We start from the raw sequence: 20,894 nt of genomic DNA, 5'->3' as shown, positions 1-20,894 counted from the left end.
CCTAGATACCCGCTTCTGCTTAGCGCGACGTGGAACCCTCCGGGCAGGTCCCTTCTGACTTTGTTCTTTTTGTGGATCGTCCATGAAACGCACCTACCAACCTTCCGTTACCCGCCGCAAGCGCACCCATGGCTTTCGCGTGCGCATGAAAACCCGCGCTGGCCGCGCGATCCTGAGCGCCCGTCGCGCCAAGGGCCGCAAGCGTCTGGCCGTCTAAGTCCAGTTTTCCGGTTTTCCGGAATCTGACTTTCGCACGGACCGACCATATTGCAAGACCTCTCGCAATCCTGTCCCGGTTCCGCGCAACCGCCTGACCCGCAGTCCATGCCGCGCTCCACGCTTCCTCCGGAGGCGCGGCTGCATCGCCCCTCCGAGTTTGCCGCCGCCCTCAAAGGCCGGCGTCTTGCCCGAGGGGCATTCTTCATTGTGAGCGCGGCTCCCAATGATCTGCCTCCCGGCCAGGACGCCTGTGCTCGCCTGGGGCTCGTCATCGCCAAGCGGTTTGCCGCCCACGCCACCACGCGCAACGCCTTGAAGCGGGTCATCCGCGAAGCGTTCCGCCATCGGCGCCTGGCGCTGCCGGCGAAAGATTACGTCGTGCGCCTGCACAGCAAGGTCGCTCCCGCCACGCTCACGGCGCTGAAACGCGCCGCCAGAGCCGAAGTGGACGCTCACTTTGAGCGCATCGCGCGATGATCAAGGCTCTACTCATTGCCCCGATCCGGTTCTACAGGTTTTTCCTGAGTCCCTGGATCGGCAGGCAGTGCCGTTTTACTCCGACCTGCTCGGCGTACGCGATCGAAGCGATCGAGCGCCACGGCGCATGGCGCGGCTTCTGGATGGCGGTCCGGCGCATAGGCCGGTGCCATCCCTGGTCGCCCGGCGGGCTGGATCCGGTTCCGCCGGCCAAGGGAACCAACGACGCCCGGTGCTGCTCCCACAGCCACCGCATCGAGCACGATTGACGCTAAACTGGCGGGCTTTGCTGGCCCGTATTCACTTCAGTAGGCACCATGGATATCCGACGAACCGTCCTCTGGATGATTTTTTCCTTTTCGCTGTTGCTCCTTTGGAACAACTGGCAAATCCATAACGGCAAGCCGTCGCTGTTCGGGGCCCCGCCCGCGGCCAGCACGACCGAGTCTCCGGCTGCCGCCAACAATGCGACGCCGTCCGTGCCCAGCGCGCCGACCGCGACCGCCGCACCGGCCTCCACGGTGCCTGGCGCCGCTACCCCCATCCCCACGCGTTCCGAAGAAGTCGTCATCACCACCGACGTGCTGCGCCTGACCTTCGACACGATGGGCGCCCAGCTGGTGCGCGCCGAGCTGCTGAAGTATCCGGCCACCGGCCAGCCCGACAAGCCCACGGTGCTTCTGGACCGCTCGGCGGGCCTGAACTACGTGGTGCAGACCGGCGTGGTCGGCGCACCCAGCGGCCAGAGCTTCCCCACGCACCAGACGCCGTTCCGCCTGGTCTCGCAAGAACGCGAACTGACCGGCGACAACCTGGTCGTCACGTTCGAAGGCGAATCCGGCGGCGTGAAGGTCACCAAGACGTTCACCCTGCATCGCGGCCGCTACGACATCGACGTGCGCCATGACCTGGCCAACGTCGGCGCCGCCCCCGTCGCCCCGTCCCTGTATCTGCAGATCGAGCGCGACGGCAACGATCCGGCCGATACGTCCAGCTTCTATCACACGTTCACGGGCTTTGCCGTCTACTCGGAACAAGACAAGTTCCAGAAGAGCACGTTCAGCGACATCCAGAAGAAGAAGGCCAGCTACATCAAGCAGGCGGACAACGGCTGGATCGCCGTGGTCCAGCACTACTTCGCCACGGCCTGGGTGCCCCCGCAAGGCAAGCCGCGCACGAACGAACTGCTCGAAGTCCAGCCGAACCTGTACGCCGGCCGCAGCATCGAAGCCGTCGGCGAGATCGCCCCGGGCGCCGCCGCACGTGTCGACTCGCACCTGTGGGTCGGTCCGCAAGACCAGAAGGCCATGGCCGCGCTGGCCCCGGGCCTGGAACTGGTCGTCGACTACGGCTGGCTGACCATCATCGCCAAGCCGCTCTTCACGCTGATGACCTGGCTGCATTCCATCCTGGGCAACTGGGGCTGGACGATCGTCGCGCTGACCGTGCTGATCAAGGCCGTGTTCTACCCCCTGGCCGCCGCCAGCTACCGCTCGATGGCCCGCATGAAGCAGGTGGCTCCGCGCCTGCAGGCCCTGAAGGAAAAGTACGGCGACGACAAGCAGAAGCTCAATGCGGCCATGATGGAGATGTACCGCACCGAGAAGATCAACCCGCTGGGCGGCTGCTTGCCGATGGTGGTTCAGATTCCGGTGTTCATCTCGCTGTACTGGGTGCTGCTGGCCAGCGTGGAAATGCGCGGCGCGCCGTGGATCCTGTGGGTGCACGACCTGTCCGTCCGCGATCCGTTCTTCATTCTGCCCGCCATCATGATGGCGACCATGTTCCTGCAGATCAAACTGAACCCGACGCCGCCGGATCCCATCCAGGCCAAGGTCATGATGATCATGCCGCTGGTGTTCGGCGGGATGATGTTCTTCTTCCCGGCCGGCCTGGTGCTGTACTGGTGCGTCAACAACATCCTGTCGATTGCGCAGCAGTGGTCCATCACCCGCGCCATCCAGAAGAAGTCGGAAGTGGCGGCCAATCGCTGATCGCCCTTCAGAAACAAGAAACCGGCCTTTCGAGGCCGGTTTTTTTTCGCCCGTTGCGATTGAAACGCGGAAGGCTCGTTCAGCACTTTCCATGCCCATGAGGCCTATACATAGGTATTACTTATCGGCAAAGCAGGATCAATCAACTTCACACAGCCAACCATGGCACCTATGATGGCTCTGAATTTGCCCTCCGGCGTCCTGCTCGCCGGAGTTTTTGCTGCAACGCGCGCGGCCCGCAAGGCGGATCCGCGACATCCAGGAATGACTTAGGGAGTGTGCCATGACCGACAAGAAGCCTTTGACCACCGCCTCGGGCGCCCCAGTGCCGGACAACAACAACACCTTGACCGCCGGCCCCCGCGGTCCCGCCCTGCTGGAAGATTTCTGGCTCATTGAAAAACTTGCCCACTTCGACCGCGAACGCATCCCCGAGCGCGTCGTCCATGCCAAGGGCTCCGGCGCCTACGGCACCTTTACCGTCACCCACGACATCAGCCGCTACACCCGCGCCAAGATCTTTTCCCAGGTCGGCAAGCAGACGCCGCTGTTTCTGCGCTTTTCGACGGTCGCCGGCGAACGCGGCGCCGCCGACGCCGAACGCGACGTGCGCGGATTTGCGATCAAGTTCTACACCGAGGAAGGCAACTGGGACCTGGTGGGCAACAACACGCCGGTCTTCTTCATCCGCGACCCCCTGAAGTTCCCCGACTTTATCCACACCCAGAAGCGCGATCCGAAGACCAACCTGCGCAACGCCACGGCCGCCTGGGATTTCTGGTCGCTCAACCCCGAATCGCTGCATCAGGTCACCACGCTGATGAGCGATCGCGGCATCCCCGCCAACCTGCGCCAGCAGCACGGATTCGGCTCGCACACGTTCAGCTTCATCAACGCCAACAACGAGCGCTTCTACGTGAAGTTCCATTTCAAGTCGCAGCAGGGCATCGCCTGTCTGACGGACGAGGAAGCCGCGCAGGTCGTCGCCCATGACCGCGAAAGCTCGCAGCGCGACCTGTTCCAGAACATCGAAGAGGGCAACTTCCCGAAGTGGACGCTGAAGGTGCAGATCATGCCCGAGGCCGAAGCGGCGACGTATCACATCAACCCCTTCGACCTGACCAAGGTCTGGCCGCATGGCGACTATCCGCTGATCGAGGTCGGCGTGCTGGAACTGAACCGCAACCCCGAAAACTACTTTGCCGAGGTCGAGCAGGCCGCGTTCACGCCGGCCAACGTGGTGCCGGGCATCGGCTTCTCGCCGGACAAGATGCTGCAGGGCCGCCTGTTCTCGTATGGCGACACGCACCGCTATCGCCTGGGCATCAACCATCACCAGATCCCGGTGAACGCACCCAAGTGCCCGTTCCACAGCTTCCATCGCGACGGCGCGGGCCGCGTGGACGGCAACGCCGGGGCCACCATCAACTACGAGCCCAACAGCGCGGGCGAGTGGAAGGAAACCCCGTCTGCCGCCGAACCGCCGCTGGCGCTGGACGGCCAGGCCGCGGCCCGCTGGAACCATCGCGTCGACGACGACTACTACTCGCAGCCGGGCGCGTTGTTCCGCCTGATGACGCCGGCGCAGCAGGAACAGCTCTTTGGCAACATCGGCCGCCACATGGCGGGCGTGCCGGAAGTCATCCAACGCCGCCAGCTGGATCACTTCAAGAAGGCCGACCCGGCCTATGCCGAAGGCGTGGCCAAGGCGCTGGGGCTGAAGCTGTAAACGTTACGCGCCAACCATGAAAAAAAGGGGCGGCATCATGGCCGCCCCCTTTTTCATTCTGATCGCTCGATCGCTTCAACAATCACCGCTGCATCCCCCAACGCCGCACCGTCAGCCGTTCCAGCGTGTCGAACGCCAGGTTTTCCACAAGCAGGCCAATCATGACCACCGCGGCCAGGCCTGCGAACACCCGGTCTGTGTATAACTCGTTCCGGTTCTGAAAGATGTACCAGCCCAGTCCGCCCTTGCCGCTGGACGCGCCAAACACCAGTTCGGCGGCGATCAGCGTGCGCCAGGCAAACGCCCAGCCGATCTTCAGTCCGGCCAGAATGGCGGGCAGGGCAGCCGGCACCAGAATCTGCAGCACATAGCGCAACCCGGTCAGCCCGTAATTGCGCCCCGCCATCCGCAGGGTGTCAGACACCCCCAGAAAGCCCGCATACATGTTCAGCGCCAACGCCCATAGCACCGAGTGAATCAGCACGAACACCAGGCTGCCTTCGCCCAGCCCAAACCACAGCAACGCCAGCGGCAGCAGGGCGATCGCCGGCAGGGGATTGAACATCGCCGTCAGCGTGGACAGCAGATCACGCCCGAACCGCGTGGACACCGCCAGCGTCGTCAACACAAAGGCCAGCACGACACCCGCCAGGTAGCCCTGCACCAGCACGCGCATCGACTGACCGGCGCGCGCCAGCAGCTCACCGCTGGTCACGCCCTCGACAAAGGCCTGGGCGGTCTGCCAGGCGCCAGGCAACAGCAGGTCGTTGTCGGTATAGCGCGCCGCTAGTTCCCACACCACCGCCAACAGGGCAAGGATCACGCCCTTGCGCAGGGCGGCGTGCTGCCACAGCCGTTCGTGCCACGGCAGCGGCGTCTCGGCGGCTTGCGGGGGCAGGGGGGGCAGGTCGTATTCCACTTCGGGGCGGATGAACGCCGATCCGGCATGGCCGATGCTCATGCGCGCTCCTTTCATGCCGCCGCACGCTCGGCCTGAGCCAGCGGCGGGGTATCGAACAACAGGTCATGAATGCGGCGCGACGCTGCCTGGAAGGCGGCCGATCCCTGGCTGTGCAGGTCAAAGCCGTGCGCGTTCAGTTCGGCGCGCACACGGCCCGGGTGGGGCGACAGCAACAGAATGCGGCTGCCCAGCACCAGCGCCTCTTCGATGGAATGGGTGACAAACAGCAGCGTGAACCGCACGTCGTCCCACAGCGCCATCAGTTCTTCCTGCATGCGCCGCCGCGTCAGCGCATCCAGCGCGGCAAACGGCTCATCCATCAGCAGCACGCGCGGCTGCATGGCCAGCGCCCGCGCAATGGCCACGCGCTGCTTCATGCCGCCGGAAAGCGTATGGGGATACGCATCGGCAAACGCCGCCAGCCCGACCTTGTTCAGGTAGTGCATCGCCCGTTCGTCGGCCTCGCGCCGATTGAGCTTGCGAGACGCCACCAGCGGAAACGCCACGTTCTGGCGCAGCGTCTTCCACGGCGGCAGCTGGTCGAATTCCTGGAACACCACGATGCGGTCCGGGCCCGGCCCCTGAACCGTCTTGCCGTCGATCGCGATCCGTCCCTCGGTCGGTTCGATGAATCCGGCGATCGCCTTGAGCAGCGTCGATTTCCCGCAGCCGGACGGCCCCAAAAGGATGAATCGCTCGGCGCCATGCACGTCGAAGCTGACCTGATGCGTCGCCCGCACGCGCCGTTCGCGCGTCTTATATTCGATCGACACCTTATCCACAGCCAGCAAAGGCGAGGGCCGATCAACGTTATCCACAGGGGTGGCGCGGCTCACGGCCATGTCAGCTTCCCTGCGCCGTGACGGGATCGTCGAAGAAGTAGTCGCGCCAGCTTGCCGGCGCATGCTTGATCGCGCCGACCTTGTGCATGAACTGCGCCAGCGCGTAAGTGTTCTGCGGCGCCAGCTTGAACTGCACATCGGGATTCTTGATGACCTTGATGAGGAAGTCGCGATCCTGCTTGGCGCCCGTGACCCGCAGATAGATGTCCGCCGCCTGTTCCGGATGGGCCGCCGCAAAACCGGCCGCCTCTTTCAATGCTTCCTGGAAGGCCTTGTAGGTCTTGGGATTCTCGCGGCGGAATTTCTCGGTGGCAAAGAGCACGGTGGACGAACTGGGCCCGCCCAGCACGTCGTACGAATTGAGCACGATGCGCGCCTTCGGGTTTTCGGCCAGTTCCTGCTCCTGGAAGGGCGGGTTGCCGAAATGGCCCGTGATTTCCGTGCCGCCGGCGATGATGGCCGCCGCCGCGTCAGGGTGCGGCAGTGCCACCGAGATTTTGTCCAGCTTGTTGTACTGCGCATCGCCCCACAGCTTGGCCGATGCCAGTTGCAACACGCGCGACTGCACCGACACCCCGACCGCGGGCACGGCGATGCGATCCTTGTCTGTGAAGTCGGCAATCGTCTTCACGTTCGGATTGTTGGTCACCAGGTAGTACGGGAAGTTGCCCAGCGACGCCACGCCCTTCACGTTCTGCTTGCCGTGCGTGCGATCCCAGATCGTCAACAGCGGTCCCACGCCCGCCCCCGCGATATCCACAGCCCCGGACAGCAGCGCATCGTTCACGGCCGAGCCGCCGGACAGCTTGGCCCATTCGACCGAGATATCCACACCTTCGGCCTTGCCATGCTTTTCGATCAGCTGCTGGTCTCGCGCGACATTCAGCAGCAGATACACGATGCCGTATTGCTCGGCAATGCGGATGCGTCCTTCGGCCTGGGCGGGCGTGGGCGAAGCCAGCGCCAGCACGGCCAGCATCAGCGCCAGGCCGGCGCCCGTGGCGGTCTGGACCAGTCGATCCCGTAGCGTGGAGGTCAAACGCATGGCGTTCCTTGTGGATAAGTGGGGTGAGGTCATGAACGCGGCGTCAGAAGGGCGCATCGCCTTCGATCGTCGTGCGGTAGAGCTTGCGGCGCAGGTGATCGGGCGTGCCGCCGGCCAGGTGGATCAGCGACCGGTTGTCCCAGAACACCAGGTCATGCGGCTGCCACTGGTGGCGGTAGATATGTTCTGGCCGCACGCTGTGGATAAACAACTCGTTCAGCAGCGCGCGGCTTTCGTCGTCCGGCAGGCCCTCGATCCGGGTGGTGAAGCCTTCGCTCACAAACAGCGCGCGCCGGCCGTTCTCGGGGTGCGTGCGGACCACCGGATGCACCACCTCCTGCACCTGCGCAATCTGCGCTGCACTCAGATTCGGCCGCCAGTTGCCTTCCTTCTGCAGTTGGCCGTATTGCGCCAGATAGGAATGCACGCCGCGCTTGCCGTCGATGGCGTTCTTGAGCGCCTGCGGCAGCGTGTCGTAGGCCAGGTGCATGTTCGCGAACAAGGTGTCTCCGCCTTCGGCAGGCAGTTCCTGCGCGTGCAGCAGCGAACCCAGGCTGGGCAGTTCCTTGTACGAGATATCCGAATGCCAGTATTTGCCCGCGTCGCCCAGACCGATGGGCTTGCCGTCTTCCACAATGTTCGAGACCGTCAGGATCTCCGGATGACCGGGCAGATGGAATTGGTGCAGCACGTGGATCATCAGGCGGCCGAAGCGGCGGCTGAAATCGATGTGCTGCTGCGGCGTGATGCGCTGGTCGCGAAACACCAGCAGGTGATGGTCCAGGTGGGCCTTGTGCACGCGGGCAAAATCCGCAGGCGCCAGTTCACGCGACAGGTCCAGGCCGATGACCTCCGCGCCCAGCGGACCGGGCAGGGGGCGCACGTCAAACGTTTGCGTGTCAGGTTGGGAGGCGGCGTGCGCTTCGCGCCGCAAGGCATTGCTCTGGGACATCGGTCGCTCCGGTTCGCCTTATCGGCATGGCAGGAACGACCGATTATGAAAACGCCGCCATCCATCTCAAACGAAGTTATCGGCGTTTGATCAAAGCTTTACGTCATATAGCAAAAAGCCGCGGGGGCGCCCCGCGGCTTCATGGCCAACCGCATATAAACAAATAGCGGATCGGTCGTTACCGGGCCGGCAAGAACGCTTCGACCAGCTTCACCCAGTACGTCGCGCCCACCGGCAGCAACGCGTCGTTGAAGTCGTAGTTGGGATTGTGCAGCTGGCACGGACCCATGCCGTGATAGGTTTCCATGCGGTGGTCGCCGTCGCCATTGCCCAGGAACAGATACGAGCCCGGCACGGATTCCAGGAAGAACGAAAAGTCTTCCGCCCCCATGAACGGCGGCATGTCGCGCAGTACGTTCTCCGCGCCAAAGGCGTCTTCGGCGACCTTCGCCGCAAAGGCGGTTTCCTTTTCCCAGTTCACCAGCGGCGGATACGCACGCACGAAATCCAGCTCGCCCGTGCCGCCATACACCTGCGGCAAGGTGGTCGCGATGCGCCGCATGTCGGCTTCGATCTTGTCCAGCGTGTCCACCGAATACGTGCGCACCGTGCCGCGCAGCACGGCTTCGCCGGGAATCACGTTGTAGGCATCGCCTGCGTGGATCTGCGTGATCGACAGCACCGCCTGCTCCAGCGGATTCTTGCTGCGCGAAATGACCGTCTGCAGCGCATGCACCATGTCGGCGGCCACGATGATGGGGTCGACCGACGAATGCGGCTGCGCGGCGTGGCCGCCAACACCCTTGATGACGATGTCCCAGCGGTTGCTCGACGCCATCGTGGGGCCGGACCGGAACCCGAACTGATTCACCGGCATGCCGGGCATGTTGTGAATGCCGAAGACCGCATCGCAGGGAAACTTGTCGAACAGCCCATCCTGCATCATGGCGCGCGCGCCGGCGTTGCCGCCTTCCTCGGCCGGCTGGAAGATGAACACCACGGTGCCGTCAAAATTGCGATGCGTCGACAGATACTGCGCGGCGCCCAGCAGCATCGTCGTGTGCCCATCGTGGCCACAGCCATGCATGCGCCCGCTGATCGTGGACTTGTGGGCAAACCGGTTGTGCTCCGGCATCGGCAGCGCATCCATGTCGGCGCGCAGGCCGATGGTCTTGCCGCCGCTGCCGGCGCGCAGAATGCCCACCACCCCGGTTTTCCCCAGCCCCGTGTGGACTTCCAGTCCCCAGCCGCGCAGGCGCTCGGCCACCAGGTTGGAAGTGCGCGTTTCCTGAAACGCCAGTTCGGGATGGGCATGGATATCGCGCCGCAGCGCAGTCAGGTCCCCGTGTACGCGTTCGATTTCGGCAATGGTTTTCATGGCTGTGGATAAGCTGTCTGGGTGGATGGATGACGCATGCGCAAATGGCTTGCTGGTGCGGGAATTCTCGCGCCGCCCCGCGCCCCGCGTCCAGCCCTTTTTCGGCGCAGGTCAGGCGCCATCGTTCAAATGGCAGGCGCTGAACTGCCCTGGCGCGATTTCCCGCAGGAGCGGGCGTTCCGCCTTGCAGCGCGGCATCGCATGGGGGCATCTGGGGTGAAACGCGCAACCAGGGGGCGGATCCAGCGGCGAGGGCAGCTCGCCGCGAATGGGTTGATACGCCCGTCGCCCGGGCGTCAGCGTGGGCAGCTCCTTGAGCAGCGCCTGCGTGTAAGGATGGTTGGCGCGCGCGAAGACCGTATCGGTATCGGCCAGTTCGACGATGCGTCCCAGATACATGATCGCCACGCGGTCCGAAATGTGGCTCACGACGCTGAGATTGTGGCTGATGAACAGATACGTCAGGTCCAGGTCCGCGCGCAGTTGCTCGAACAGGTTCAGCACCTGCGCCTGGATCGACACATCCAGCGCCGCCACGGCCTCGTCGCAGACGATCACTGAAGGCTTGAGCGCCAGCGCCCGCGCAATGCCGATGCGCTGGCGCTGGCCGCCCGAGAACTGATGGGGATAACGCTGTGCAAAGCTCGGATCCAGGCCCACCTGACGCATCAGCCCAGCCACGTACTCCAGCTTGTCGCGCGAGGCAATCAGGCCGTGCGCCGCAGGCGCTTCGCCGATGATGTCGCGCACCCGCATGCGCGGATTCAGGGACGCGTACGGATCCTGAAAGATCATCTGCACGCCCAGTTCGTACGCGCGCCGCTCGGCGCCCTTCATGGCATGCACGGGCCTGCCCTGATAGTGCACCTGGCCCGCAGTGGGCGGCAGAATGCCCGACACGATGCGGCCCAATGTGGATTTTCCACAGCCCGATTCGCCAACGATGCCGATCACTTCGCCGGGTTTGACCGCCAGGTCGACGCCCGCCACGGCATGCACCACCTGCGTCTTCAGGCCCGCACCCAGCAGGTTGGCAATGCGGCCGGCCAGATCCACCGGTTGCACGAAGCGCAGTTCGACTTCGTTCAGCGCGAGGATCGGCGTGGGGTTGATTGCAGCTTCGGTCATAACGTGTCCGGCGCTCCGGCATGCCAGCAGCGCACCCATTGCGCCGGGCGGACTTCGACGGGCGGCGGTTCGGTAAGACACGCGTCCGTCGCGCGCGGACAGCGCCCCCGGAATGCACAGCCCTGCGGCAGGTTCAAGAGCGACGGCGTCATGCCGGGAATCGGCACCAGCGGCTTGCCCCGCGACGCCGGCGTCGGAATCGACGCGATCAACCCGTGCGTATACGGATGCATCGGATGGCTGATGACCGCCTCGGTGCTGCCCGTTTCCACGACACGGCCCGCATACATCACCGACACACGGTCGGCCAGGCCCGCCACCACGGCCAGGTCATGCGTGATCCAGATGAGGCCCGTGCCCGTTTCGCGGCAGAGCTTCTGCACCTCGAACAGAATCTGCCCTTGTATCGTGACGTCCAGCGCCGTCGTGGGCTCGTCCGCAATGATGAGGCGCGGCGAATTCAGAAGCGCAATGGCGATCGCCACCCGCTGGCGCATGCCGCCGGACAGCTGATGCGGATACGTGCGCAGGCGCTCTTCTGGAGAGGGAATGCCCACCATCGCCAGCGTCTGCAGCGCGCGCTTTCGCGCCGCTTCGCGCGAGACCTTGGCATGCGCCTGCACCGCCTCGATCATCTGCGTGTCCACCCGCAGCACCGGATTGAGCGTCATCATCGGATCCTGGAAGATCATCGCGATCTCCTGTCCCCGCAACTGACGCCATCGCGCAGGCGTGGCCGCGCGCAGGTCCTCGCCGTTCAGCCTAAGATCGCCGTCGACGATGCGCCCGGGCTCATCCAGCAGGCCCATCAACGAAAACCCCGTGATGCTCTTGCCCGATCCGGACTCGCCCACCAACCCCAGGATCTCTCCTTCGGCCAGCGTCAGGTCCACGCCATCCACGGCCTTGACCACGCCATTGCGCGTGAAGAAATGCGTCTTCAGGCCATGCACCTCAAGCACTCGGGCCGGGCCCGGAACGGATCGCTGCGCGGCGTTCGTCTGCATCGCCCCTGTCCTCAATTCGCGTGCCGCGGGTTGAGCACATCGCGCAAGTGGTCGCCCACCAGGTTGATGGCGATGATGGCCAGCGCCAGCGCAATGCCGGGAAAGAACGAAATCCAATACTGGCCGGAAAGCAGGTACTCGAAGCCGTTGTAGATCAGCATGCCCAGCGACGGCTCGGTGACCGGCACGCCCACGCCCAGGAACGACAGCGTTGCCTCCAGCGCAATCGCGTGCGCCAGGTCGATCGTGGCGATCACGATGAGCGGCGGCATGCAGTTCGGCAGCACGTGCCGGAACAACACGCGCGACCACGACAGCGACATGCACCGCGCCGCCTCCACGTATTCCTTGCCGCGCTCGACCAGCGCCGCGCCACGCGCGGCCCGCGCAAAGTACGCCCATTGCACGACGATGAGCGCGATGATCACCTTGTCCACACCCTTGCCCAAAATGGCCAGCAGCATCAGCGCCACCAGGATCGCCGGGAACGACAACTGGATATCCACAACCCGCATCAGCAGGGCGTCGATGCGTCCGCCAAAGTACGCGGCAATCAGCCCCACGGTGGCGCCGATGCCAAAGGCGGCCAGCACCGACACGGTCGCCACCATCAGGCTCGTGCGCATGCCGTAGAGAATCGCCGAAAAAAGATCGCGCGCCTGGCCGTCGGTGCCCAGCCAATGCCGCATCGAACCATCCCCGCTTTCGCTGCCCGGCTTGAGCTTCGAATCCATGATGTCCAGGCTGGCCAGATCATAGGGATTCTGCGGCGCGATCCACGGCGCCAGCAGCGCCGCCCCCACGATCACGACCAGCATCACCAGACCCAGCGTGGCCAGCTTGCTGGCAAAGAAGTCCGATACGAAACGGCGCCAGGGCGACTGCTCTTTCGTCGGCGCCGGGGGCGAGGCAGCGGTGGCGGGCGTATTCATCATCGGCGGCTATCCAGGCGTACGCGGGGGTCCAGCACCGTGTAGATGATGTCCACCACCAGATTCAACATGACCAGGAAGAAAACGATCAGCAGCAGATACGCCACCACCACCGGCCGATCCAGATTGATGATGGAATCGATCAGCAGCTTGCCCATGCCCGGCCACGAAAACACGGTCTCCGTCACGACGGCAAATGCCATCACCTGACCGAACTCCAGGCCGGCCACCGTCACCACGGGAATCAGGATGTTCTTGAGCAGATGCACACCCAGGACGCGCTTTTCAGCCAGGCCCTTGGCGCGCGCGAACTTGATGTAGTCCATGGGCAGCGCCTCGCGCGTGGCCGCCCGCGTCACGCGGATGATCATGGCGCACTTGGCAAACGCGATGGTCGCGGCGGGCAGGGCCAGGCTCAGCCAGCCGTCCAGCGTCAGCACGCTCAGTTGCAGCGAGCCGATGCTGACGGTGTCGCCGCGGCCGCCGGCCGGAACCCAACCCAGCATCACCGCAAAAACCATGATGAGCATCAGGCCCACCCAGAAATTGGGCAGCGAAAATCCCAGCACAGAGCCCGTCATGATCGCGCGCGAGCCCACCGCCGCGGGTTTCAAACCCGCCAGGATGCCGAGCGGCACGCCGATCAGCACCGACAGCAGCATGGCCACACAGGCCAGCTCGACCGTCGCCGGCATGCGCTCCAGGATCAGGTGCATGGCCGGCTCGCCGGTCAGGAAACTGTTCCCGAAATCGCCGCGCACGGCCTGGCTCATGAAGATCAGGTACTGCCGCCACAAGGGCTGGTCCAACCCCAGCGATGCACTGATCGCGGCGCGCTGCGCCTCGGTCGCTTCCGGACTGGCCAGCATCGAGACCGGATCGCCGACCATGTAAATGCCGGCAAAGACCAACGCCGACATGACAAGCATGACGACGATGGTCTGCAGCAGCCTTCTGACAATGGTTGCAAGCACGAGATATCGCCCGGCGCGCTTACTTCTTCAGCGTAGCGTTCTGCGCCAAGGTGACCTGGTCCGGACGGCCTTGATAGCGGATGTCGTTCTTCATCGCCCAGACCGACAGCTCGAAATGCACGGGCAGCATCGCGAAATCATCCATGGCGATGTTGCTTGCCGTGGACAGCAGCTCCGCGCGCTTGGCGTCATCCATCGTGGACGAGGCCTGCTTCACCAGTTCATCCATCTTGGGGTTGGAGTAGCGGCTGCGGTTCGTCGTGCCCTGGCCCGCTTCCGGGTTGCGCGTCATCAGCAGCGACGTCAGCGCGTTCGACATTTCACCGCTGGTCACCGACCAGCCCGCCAGATAAGCCGAGAACGAGTAGCTGTCGCGGTTCTTGAAGAACACCGGGGGCGCCATCGCATCCACGCTGGTCTTCACGCCAATGCGCGTCCACATCGAAGCAATGGCCTGCGCCACCTTCGAATCGTTGACATAGCGGCCGGACGGCGAACCCAACGTGATCGAAAACCCGTTGGGGTAGCCCGCTTCCTTGAGCAGCGCCTTGGCCTTTTCGACATCGGCCTTGGGGGCCTTCGAATGTTCCTTGCTGGCGCCGAACATCGGATACGGCAGCAGGTTGCCCGCGGGCAGGGCGACGCCGCCCATCACGCGTTCGACCAGCGCATCGCGATTGATCGCCAGCGACAAGGCCTCGCGCACGCGCTTGTCCTTCATCGGATTCTTGTCGGTGCCCTGCACGCCGGGCGAGGGCTCCGCATACTGGTCCAGCGCCACGTACACCACGCGCACCGACGGCGTTTCCTCGACAAAGAGCTTCTTGTCGGACTTGAGCTTGGGCAGGTCGTCGGTGGGAGGATCTTCGATCATGTCCACGTCGCCCGCCAGCAGCGCGGCCACGCGCGCGGCGGCGTTACTGATCGGACGATAGACTACGCGATCCCATTCGGGTTTCTTGCCCCAATAGTTGTCATTGCGCGCCAGCACGAACTCCGCGCCGCGCTTCCAGGACACGAACTTGTAGGGCCCCGTCCCGATGAGGCCATCGCCGCTGTTCAATTCAGTCGTCGTCTTGCCTTCCGCGGCGGGACCCGACGCGGCCTTCTTCGACATGATGGGCAACTGCGCCAGGTTCACCAGCAGATTGGGCGCGACGTCCTTGGTGGTGATTCGGATCGTCATCGGATCGACCGCTTCGGTCTTGGCGACAGATCCCAGATACAGCGTGAACGGCGAGGGGCTGTTGGGCACCTTCGGCACGCGGTCGTACGTGAAGACGACGTCCTCGGCGGTGAATGGCGTGCCATCGGAGAACTTCACGTTCGGGCGCAGCTTGAAGGTCCAGACCTTGCCATCGACCATCCAGGATTCCGCCAGCGACGGCTGGGGCTTGAGTTGCGCGTCGGTGGCGACAAGCGTATCGAAAATGGTTTGGGAGATCTGCGTGTTCGGCGTCAACGCGTGGTATTGCGGATCCATCGAAGACGGCTCGGTCTTCAGTCCTATCACCAGGTCGCGGGCCATGGCCGCACTGAATGTGCCACAGGCCATCACCACCGCGGCAGCGCCGCAGGCCAAGACACGCGAAAACCGAGATGCCATCGTGATCTCCCAGAGTTGTTTCGGGTTTTGAACCTCGGGGCCACAGTAACCAGCAAACAACGCGCCGCGCAACAGTTATATTCCCCTATTGTTTCGCCTTGTCATCTGCCCCGATATGTCCGCTTACGCCCCCATTGCCGCCATTGCCACCGCTCCCGGAAGAGGCGGCATCGGCGTCGTGCGCATTTCTGGTGCGGACCTGTCCGAATTGGTGCGGCGCCTGTTTCAGCGCGATCTCACGCCCCGCCATGCGCACTATCTTCCCTTCAAGACCGTCGAAGGCGAATTGCTGGACGAAGGCATCGCCATCTACTTTCGCGCGCCGCATTCCTACACCGGCGAAGACGTGCTGGAACTGCAGGGCCACGGCGGTCCGGCCGTGCTGCGCCGCGTGCTGGACAGCTGCCTTGCCGCCGGCCGCGACCTGGGCGTGCGACTGGCCGAACCCGGCGAATTCACACGCCGCGCCTTCCTGAACGACCGCATGGATCTGGCGCAGGCCGAAGCGGTGGCAGACCTGATCGAAGCCTCGTCGGTCGCGGCCGCGCGCGGCGCCATGGCGTCGCTGTCAGGCGAATTCTCGGCGCGCGTCAACGACCTGTCCGACCGCATCATTCACCTGCGCATGCTGGTCGAAGCGACGCTGGATTTTCCCGAAGAAGAGATCGACTTCCTGGAAAAGTATCAGGCGCGTCCCACCCTCGACGCGTTGGCCGGCGACCTGTCTGCGCTGATCGCGCAAGCACGCCAGGGCGTCATCCTGCGAGAAGGCCTGCATGTGGTGTTGGCCGGCCAGCCCAACGTGGGCAAGTCCAGTCTGCTCAACGCGCTGGCGGGCGACGACATCGCCATCGTCACCCCCATTGCCGGCACCACGCGCGACAAAGTGGTGCAGGAAATCCATATTGATGGCGTGCCGCTGCATATTGTCGACACAGCCGGCCTGCGCGAAACCGAAGACACTGTCGAAAGCATCGGCATCGCGCGCACCTGGCAGGAAATCGAACGCGCCGACGTCATCCTCCATTTGCAGGATGCCACCCAGCCGGGCGACGAACTCGACGCGCAGATCACCGCGCGCCTGCCCGCCCGCACGCCGGTGCTGAAGGTATTCAACAAGGTCGACCTGCTGCCCGAGCCTTTCGTCCCCGGTCCCGGCGAACTAGGCATCTCGGCCAAACGCGGCGCGGGGCTAGACGCGCTTCGCGCCGAACTGCTTCAAATCGCGGGATGGAACCCTGGCGCCGAGTCGCCATGGCTCGCGCGCGAACGGCATCTGCATGCATTGCAGGAGGCTGCCGAACATCTGGAACTGGCCGCCGCGCATGCCAGTCAGGATGACCGGGTGCTGGACCTGTTTGCCGAGGAACTGCGGCTGGCGCACGACAGCTTGTCGAGTATCACTGGCAAGTTCACCAGCGATGACCTGCTGGGAGAGATTTTTTCCAGTTTTTGCATCGGAAAGTAGTCAGGTCTTCACCCGCAACATGCTTGCGCACATCGATCTTCTTAATTAATAAGACTCTTCTGATTTACACGAAATATCGGCGGCTTTTACAACCGGTGGTGCCCTTTGGCACCAAGGACGACCCGAGCGGTCTGTCCCAACCGGAAGCTCGCCATGCCTACCCAATCCGATCTTCGCTTCACGTTCGCCATTGGCGAAGAGCCCTTCGAGGTCGTCGAGTTCTCGCTCCAGGAAGGCTTGTCCGAGCCTTTCGTGCTGCAAGCGGAACTGGCCAGCGCCAATCCCGCCATCGATTTCGGCGCGGTGCTGGACCGCGCTGCGCTGCTTACCATCTGGCACGGCGACACGCCTGTCCGGTACGTGCACGGCGCGGTGTCTTCATTCGTCCAGGGCGAAACCGGCTTTCGGCGCACGCGCTATTCGGCTGTCGTCGAACCGCGTCTGGCACGGCTCGCGCTCAGTTCTGACTGGCGGATCTTCCAGGCGCTGACCGTTCCACAGATCGCCGAGGCCGTGCTCAAGGCGCATGGCCTCACCCAGGACTAGGAGCAGCGCAGCACCACCGAGCACCAGTCCCGCGAGTACTGCGTGCAGGCCGGCGATACGGACTACCACTTCGTCGAACGCATCATGCGTGAGGAAGGATTCTTCTATTCCTTCCGTCATGGCGCCGAAGGACATCAACTTGTCCACAGCGATCGCCTCTTCATTCACGGCCGCGTCGGCGACGGGCCGGTGCAGTACAACCCCATGCCCGGCGGCGATCAGCCGCAGCCTGCGCTGCGTCGCTTCACCTATACCGAGAACGTTCGCACCGCGCGCCAGACGCAGCGCGACTACACCTTTCACCATCCGCGCTATACCCATCAGCACAGCCGCGATGGGCGCGACCTGGACCATCAAGGCCGCCGCTACGAGCGCTACGACTACCCCGCCCGCGCCAAGTTCGACGAGGCCGGCAAGCCCTTCGCCGAGAATCGCCTGCGCGGGCATCGGCGCGACGCGCGCATCGCCTTGGTCGAAGGCGATGACCCGCGCTTGCAGCCTGGCATCTCCTTCACGCTGGCCGGGCACCCACGCGAGGACATGAATCGCGGATGGCGCCCGGTCCGCATCGTCCACCGCGGCATCCAACACACGAGCCAGGCCGAAGAAAGCGCCGATGCCGCGTCAGGGACTCGATACCACTACGAGGCTGAATTGGTACCGGACGACGCCGAATGGCGCGCAGAGCCATTGCCCCGGCCCCGCATCGACGGACCGCAGAACGCCGTCGTGGTCGGCCCACCCCATGAAGAGATCTACACCGACGAATACGGCCGCGTGAAGGTCCAGTTCCCCTGGGACCGTCTAGGCAAGGAGGACGAACACAGCTCCTGCTGGATACGCGTATCCCAGAACATCGCTGGCGCCACGTGGGGCCACATGGCCATTCCCCGCATCGGACAAGAGGTCATCGTCTCGTACTTCGACGGCGATCCCGACCAGCCCGTGATCACCGGCCGCGTCTACAACCGCCTGCAATTGCCGCCTTACGACCTGCCGCGCCACAAGACGCGGATGACCATCAAGACCAAGACCCACAAAGGCGAGGGATACAACGAACTGCGCTTTGAGGACGAGAAGGATCAGGAAGAAATCTACGTCCACGCTCAGAAGGATCAGAACATCCACGTTAACCACGACGAGTCGACGTTCGTGGGTCACGACCGCAGCGAGCAGGTCGAGAACGACGAAACCATCACCATTGGCCACGACCGCAGGGAGACCGTGGGCAATGACGAACAGGTGAACATCGGCCAGGACCGGCGGCACGACATTGGGCGGGACGACTTCCTGACGGTGGGACGTAATCACACCATCTACACCGGCAAGGACCGCACCGAGGAAGTGGGCAACAACCGCCGCGACAAGACGGCGGCCAATCACTGGGTGAGTATTGGCGGGCACCAGGAGCAGAGCGTGGAGGGGCGAGCGGAACTGCGGGCGGGCCAGGCCATCCGTCGTCGGACAAGGGACTACTCTCTGCATGCTGGAGAAGATCTCATCATTAAAGGGCCGGGCGGAACCATTCGAATAGATAGCACCGGCATAACCCTTGACGCTATCTCCATCCAGGTTAAAGGTCCGCTCAGGATGCAGGGGGGCGGCGGCGGAAATGAACTGGCTCTGGGCTGCGAGGTTCTGGAAGGCGCACTTTCTGATTGTCTGGAGCGCGCCAGATGATGCAGAACGCCGTACAAGCGTTTGCCCGTCTCGAACGCGCCCCCAGCGACTATCTTTACCTCTTGCTGGACCCGCTCGCGCCGTGCGAGCCACAAGATCCCCTTAGCATTCGGTCGCTAACCCACGCGTTGGGCGAACAGGCGATCGCACGCGTCATCCGGCCAGACCTTGCCCATACGCCCGACGCGTGCCCGGCGCTTATACAGCTGGCCGCGCCAGAAGGTGCCGCGGACATTTCTCTGCTCGCAGCCGCCGAACGTTCCGCGCGTGATGATGCCAGCTATAAAAAGCGCTATGTGTGCGGATGGCTGACCAGTGATCAATCCCTCGCTGCGCTCGCCGATCACTTGGCTGCGCGCTGCCTGGATGTCGTCGTGCCCATAGCTGGGAAACGCATGACGCCGTGGTTCGAGCCGTTGCGGCTCGAACTGCTCGCGGCATCAATGGAACACGCCTTTCCTGCTCTGCTGTGGCCCGTCAAACGTTGGCTTTGCCCGACCAGCTGGGGCGCCTTCACCTTACTTCGCGGCTCCCCCACCGAAGCCGGCTCGAATGCCCCTCCACTCGTTCGACAGGCACTGCAACTTGCACCGCTCGTCAGCGATTTCCTGGATGTCTGGCGCGCCGCGCTCCGATTCCCCGTGACGTATGCCCCAATGCGCTGGCGTGGCCCCACGATTCTTCCGCCCCAGGCCGCCGTGCACGCTTTCCGGATGATCCGTGACGCACAGAACTCACGCTTGCGCCTGAGCGCCGACATCATCGACCTGTGCATGCATCGCGTCTTCATTCATCCCCATCTGCCACGGCATCCAGAAATACAGGACGACATCCAAGCCGCCGTCGCAGGGCAGTCCACATTGCAAGCGCGTTTTGACAACTACGACGACTTTGCGTGGCAGCGCATCGTTGCGTCATTACCTCCCGCCGCGAACTACACATGAGCATCAGCAAGACCCTGACCCAGGCCCGGCGCCAGGCGGCGCCCAATCCCACCGGCNCGCATCGTTGCGTCATTACCTCCCGCCGCGAACTACACATGAGCATCAGCAAGACCCTGACCCAGGCCCGGCGCCAGGCGGCGCCCAATCCCACCGGCACGTGCAGCGCGTGTGAACGTACCGGCTTACCGATCCTGCCGCTACGGCTTGCCATCATGCCGGTGACAGACGGACTCAAGCAACATGGCGCACTCAGTCACGAATCCATTCAGACTGCTTTGCGTGTACTGCGGCAGGGGTATGCCTATGTACTGCTGGACAAAGAAATCTGGCATGCCTATCAGGTCACCGCGGAAGGCTATCTGCGCCAGTTCAATCCGTTCTCCATGCCACGGGCGGCGCCCGAGCCCCTAGCCAAAGCTTGCCTGGACGCCGGACACGATCTGCGCTCKGCATTCATCAACATCGACACCGCAGCGCACAAGCAGGCCTGGATCGCGTTTTCACAGGACCCTTGGCCGAAGGCGACACTCGATGCCTACCGCACCGGNGCATTCATCAACATCGACACCGCAGCGCACAAGCAGGCCTGGATCGCGTTTTCACAGGACCCTTGGCCGAAGGCGACACTCGATGCCTACCGCACCGGCAAGCACGCTGATGGAAAGGCACTGCCCGCTGATTATCGGCAGCGGTTCAGGGTGATCAATCTGATCACGCTCAAACAGGATCCGACAGGTGGCGACCAGGCGCTTGCCCTTGAGCACGGTGATGATCTTGCGCAGCATGTCGCCGAGTACGCCATCGGCACGCGCGACTTCGGTAGCGTTCATGACTGGCATCCCCGTCATGCCCGCCTTGAAGCCATGCAGGCGCAATTGCGCATGCTCGAAAAGCAGCATGGGCTTGCGAAGGGGGTGGCAGGACTCATCCTGCCCGATCCGGTGGGCATGGCCGCAGAGCTCAACAGCCTGCGTCTTTCTGTCAACACGATGCGCCAGCGGTGGCGTGAAGC

The 20,894-nt window shown here is 63.9% G+C and carries 18 protein-coding genes and 2 pseudogenes; 10 read left to right on the top strand and 10 right to left on the bottom strand.

From position 1 onward, the window contains the following. Window positions 1-82: 82 nt before the first annotated feature. The 5 genes from rpmH to ASD87_RS24960 all read left to right on the top strand — a co-directional run bounded on the left by rpmH (window position 83) and on the right by ASD87_RS24960 (window position 4,419). Window positions 83-217: a 50S ribosomal protein L34 gene (rpmH, locus tag ASD87_RS24980; protein ID WP_006228069.1), complete on the top strand. Its 135-nt coding sequence runs from the start codon at window positions 83-85 to the stop codon at window positions 215-217. A gap of 107 nt (window positions 218-324) precedes the next feature. Continuing rightward, window positions 325-696, top strand: coding sequence for a ribonuclease P protein component (locus ASD87_RS24975; RefSeq protein ID WP_056327643.1), 372 nt, complete (start codon window positions 325-327; stop codon window positions 694-696). After that, window positions 693-965 carry a membrane protein insertion efficiency factor YidD gene (yidD, locus tag ASD87_RS24970; protein ID WP_056327642.1) on the top strand — a complete coding sequence of 91 codons (273 nt, stop codon included), beginning with the start codon at window positions 693-695 and terminating at the stop codon, window positions 963-965. Before ASD87_RS24975 ends, yidD begins: the two co-directional genes overlap by 4 nt. 48 nt (window positions 966-1,013) lie before the next feature. Next, window positions 1,014-2,690 carry a membrane protein insertase YidC gene (yidC, locus tag ASD87_RS24965; RefSeq protein ID WP_056327641.1) on the top strand — a complete coding sequence of 559 codons (1,677 nt, stop codon included), beginning with the start codon at window positions 1,014-1,016 and terminating at the stop codon, window positions 2,688-2,690. Between the two features lie 283 nt (window positions 2,691-2,973). Then, window positions 2,974-4,419 (top strand): catalase, encoded by a 1,446-nt coding sequence (locus tag ASD87_RS24960; RefSeq protein WP_056327640.1) that lies wholly within the window; start codon window positions 2,974-2,976, stop codon window positions 4,417-4,419. An 82-nt stretch (window positions 4,420-4,501) separates the two neighbouring features. Here ASD87_RS24960 and ASD87_RS24955 read toward each other — a convergent pair whose 3' ends face one another. The 10 genes from ASD87_RS24955 to ASD87_RS24910 all read right to left on the bottom strand — a co-directional run bounded on the left by ASD87_RS24955 (window position 4,502) and on the right by ASD87_RS24910 (window position 15,244). Further along, window positions 4,502-5,380, bottom strand: a complete 879-nt coding sequence (locus ASD87_RS24955) for an ABC transporter permease (protein WP_056327639.1) — start codon at window positions 5,378-5,380, stop codon at window positions 4,502-4,504. A gap of 11 nt (window positions 5,381-5,391) precedes the next feature. Next, on the bottom strand, window positions 5,392-6,222 hold the full coding sequence (locus ASD87_RS24950) for an ABC transporter ATP-binding protein (protein ID WP_056327638.1): 831 nt from the start codon (window positions 6,220-6,222) through the stop codon (window positions 5,392-5,394). 1 nt (window position 6,223) lies between these two features. Continuing rightward, on the bottom strand, window positions 6,224-7,267 hold the full coding sequence (locus ASD87_RS24945) for an ABC transporter substrate-binding protein (RefSeq protein WP_056327637.1): 1,044 nt from the start codon (window positions 7,265-7,267) through the stop codon (window positions 6,224-6,226). 43 nt (window positions 7,268-7,310) lie between these two features. Then, the gene (locus ASD87_RS24940; protein ID WP_056327636.1) at window positions 7,311-8,219 is read right to left on the bottom strand and encodes a TauD/TfdA family dioxygenase; all 909 of its coding nucleotides are present in this window, start codon (window positions 8,217-8,219) and stop codon (window positions 7,311-7,313) included. Window positions 8,220-8,397: 178 nt separating this feature from the next. Beyond that, complete coding sequence (locus tag ASD87_RS24935) at window positions 8,398-9,597, bottom strand: M20 aminoacylase family protein (RefSeq protein WP_056327635.1); 1,200 nt, start codon at window positions 9,595-9,597, stop codon at window positions 8,398-8,400. Between the two features lie 111 nt (window positions 9,598-9,708). Then, complete coding sequence (locus ASD87_RS24930) at window positions 9,709-10,725, bottom strand: ABC transporter ATP-binding protein (RefSeq protein ID WP_082586426.1); 1,017 nt, start codon at window positions 10,723-10,725, stop codon at window positions 9,709-9,711. Further along, a complete protein-coding gene (locus ASD87_RS24925; RefSeq protein ID WP_056327634.1) occupies window positions 10,722-11,732 on the bottom strand; it encodes an ABC transporter ATP-binding protein in 1,011 nt (336 codons plus the stop codon). Before ASD87_RS24925 ends, ASD87_RS24930 begins: the two co-directional genes overlap by 4 nt. A gap of 11 nt (window positions 11,733-11,743) precedes the next feature. Beyond that, a complete protein-coding gene (locus ASD87_RS24920; protein WP_056327777.1) occupies window positions 11,744-12,664 on the bottom strand; it encodes an ABC transporter permease in 921 nt (306 codons plus the stop codon). Further along, window positions 12,664-13,638, bottom strand: a complete 975-nt coding sequence (locus ASD87_RS24915) for an ABC transporter permease (protein ID WP_056327633.1) — start codon at window positions 13,636-13,638, stop codon at window positions 12,664-12,666. Before ASD87_RS24915 ends, ASD87_RS24920 begins: the two co-directional genes overlap by 1 nt. 19 nt (window positions 13,639-13,657) lie before the next feature. Further along, complete coding sequence (locus ASD87_RS24910; RefSeq protein WP_056327632.1) at window positions 13,658-15,244, bottom strand: ABC transporter substrate-binding protein; 1,587 nt, start codon at window positions 15,242-15,244, stop codon at window positions 13,658-13,660. A 115-nt stretch (window positions 15,245-15,359) separates the two neighbouring features. Between ASD87_RS24910 and mnmE the strand changes: the two genes are divergently transcribed. From mnmE to ASD87_RS27470, 5 genes and pseudogenes are all read left to right on the top strand, one after another. After that, entirely contained in the window at window positions 15,360-16,712 is a 1,353-nt protein-coding gene (gene mnmE, locus ASD87_RS24905; RefSeq protein WP_056327776.1) for a tRNA uridine-5-carboxymethylaminomethyl(34) synthesis GTPase MnmE, read from the top strand. Between the two features lie 153 nt (window positions 16,713-16,865). Further along, a pseudogene (locus ASD87_RS24900) lies at window positions 16,866-18,938 on the top strand (type VI secretion system Vgr family protein). Continuing rightward, on the top strand, window positions 18,935-19,882 hold the full coding sequence (locus tag ASD87_RS24895) for a hypothetical protein (protein ID WP_056327631.1): 948 nt from the start codon (window positions 18,935-18,937) through the stop codon (window positions 19,880-19,882). Before ASD87_RS24900 ends, ASD87_RS24895 begins: the two are co-directional and overlap by 4 nt. Before the next feature lie 95 nt (window positions 19,883-19,977). Further along, window positions 19,978-20,429, top strand: a pseudogene (locus tag ASD87_RS27700) (toxin VasX); the annotation flags it as partial. A gap of 1 nt (window position 20,430) precedes the next feature. After that, a partial coding sequence (locus tag ASD87_RS27470) for a hypothetical protein (protein ID WP_235512818.1) occupies window positions 20,431-20,894 on the top strand: 464 nt, incomplete at both ends.

Origin of the sequence: Achromobacter sp. Root170 (genome assembly GCF_001428165.1) — a bacterium.
Lineage (GTDB): Bacteria > Pseudomonadota > Gammaproteobacteria > Burkholderiales > Burkholderiaceae_B > Achromobacter > Achromobacter mucicolens.
The sequence above is the reverse complement of the archived record's forward strand: the minus strand, read 5'-3'. Positions and strand labels throughout refer to the sequence as shown.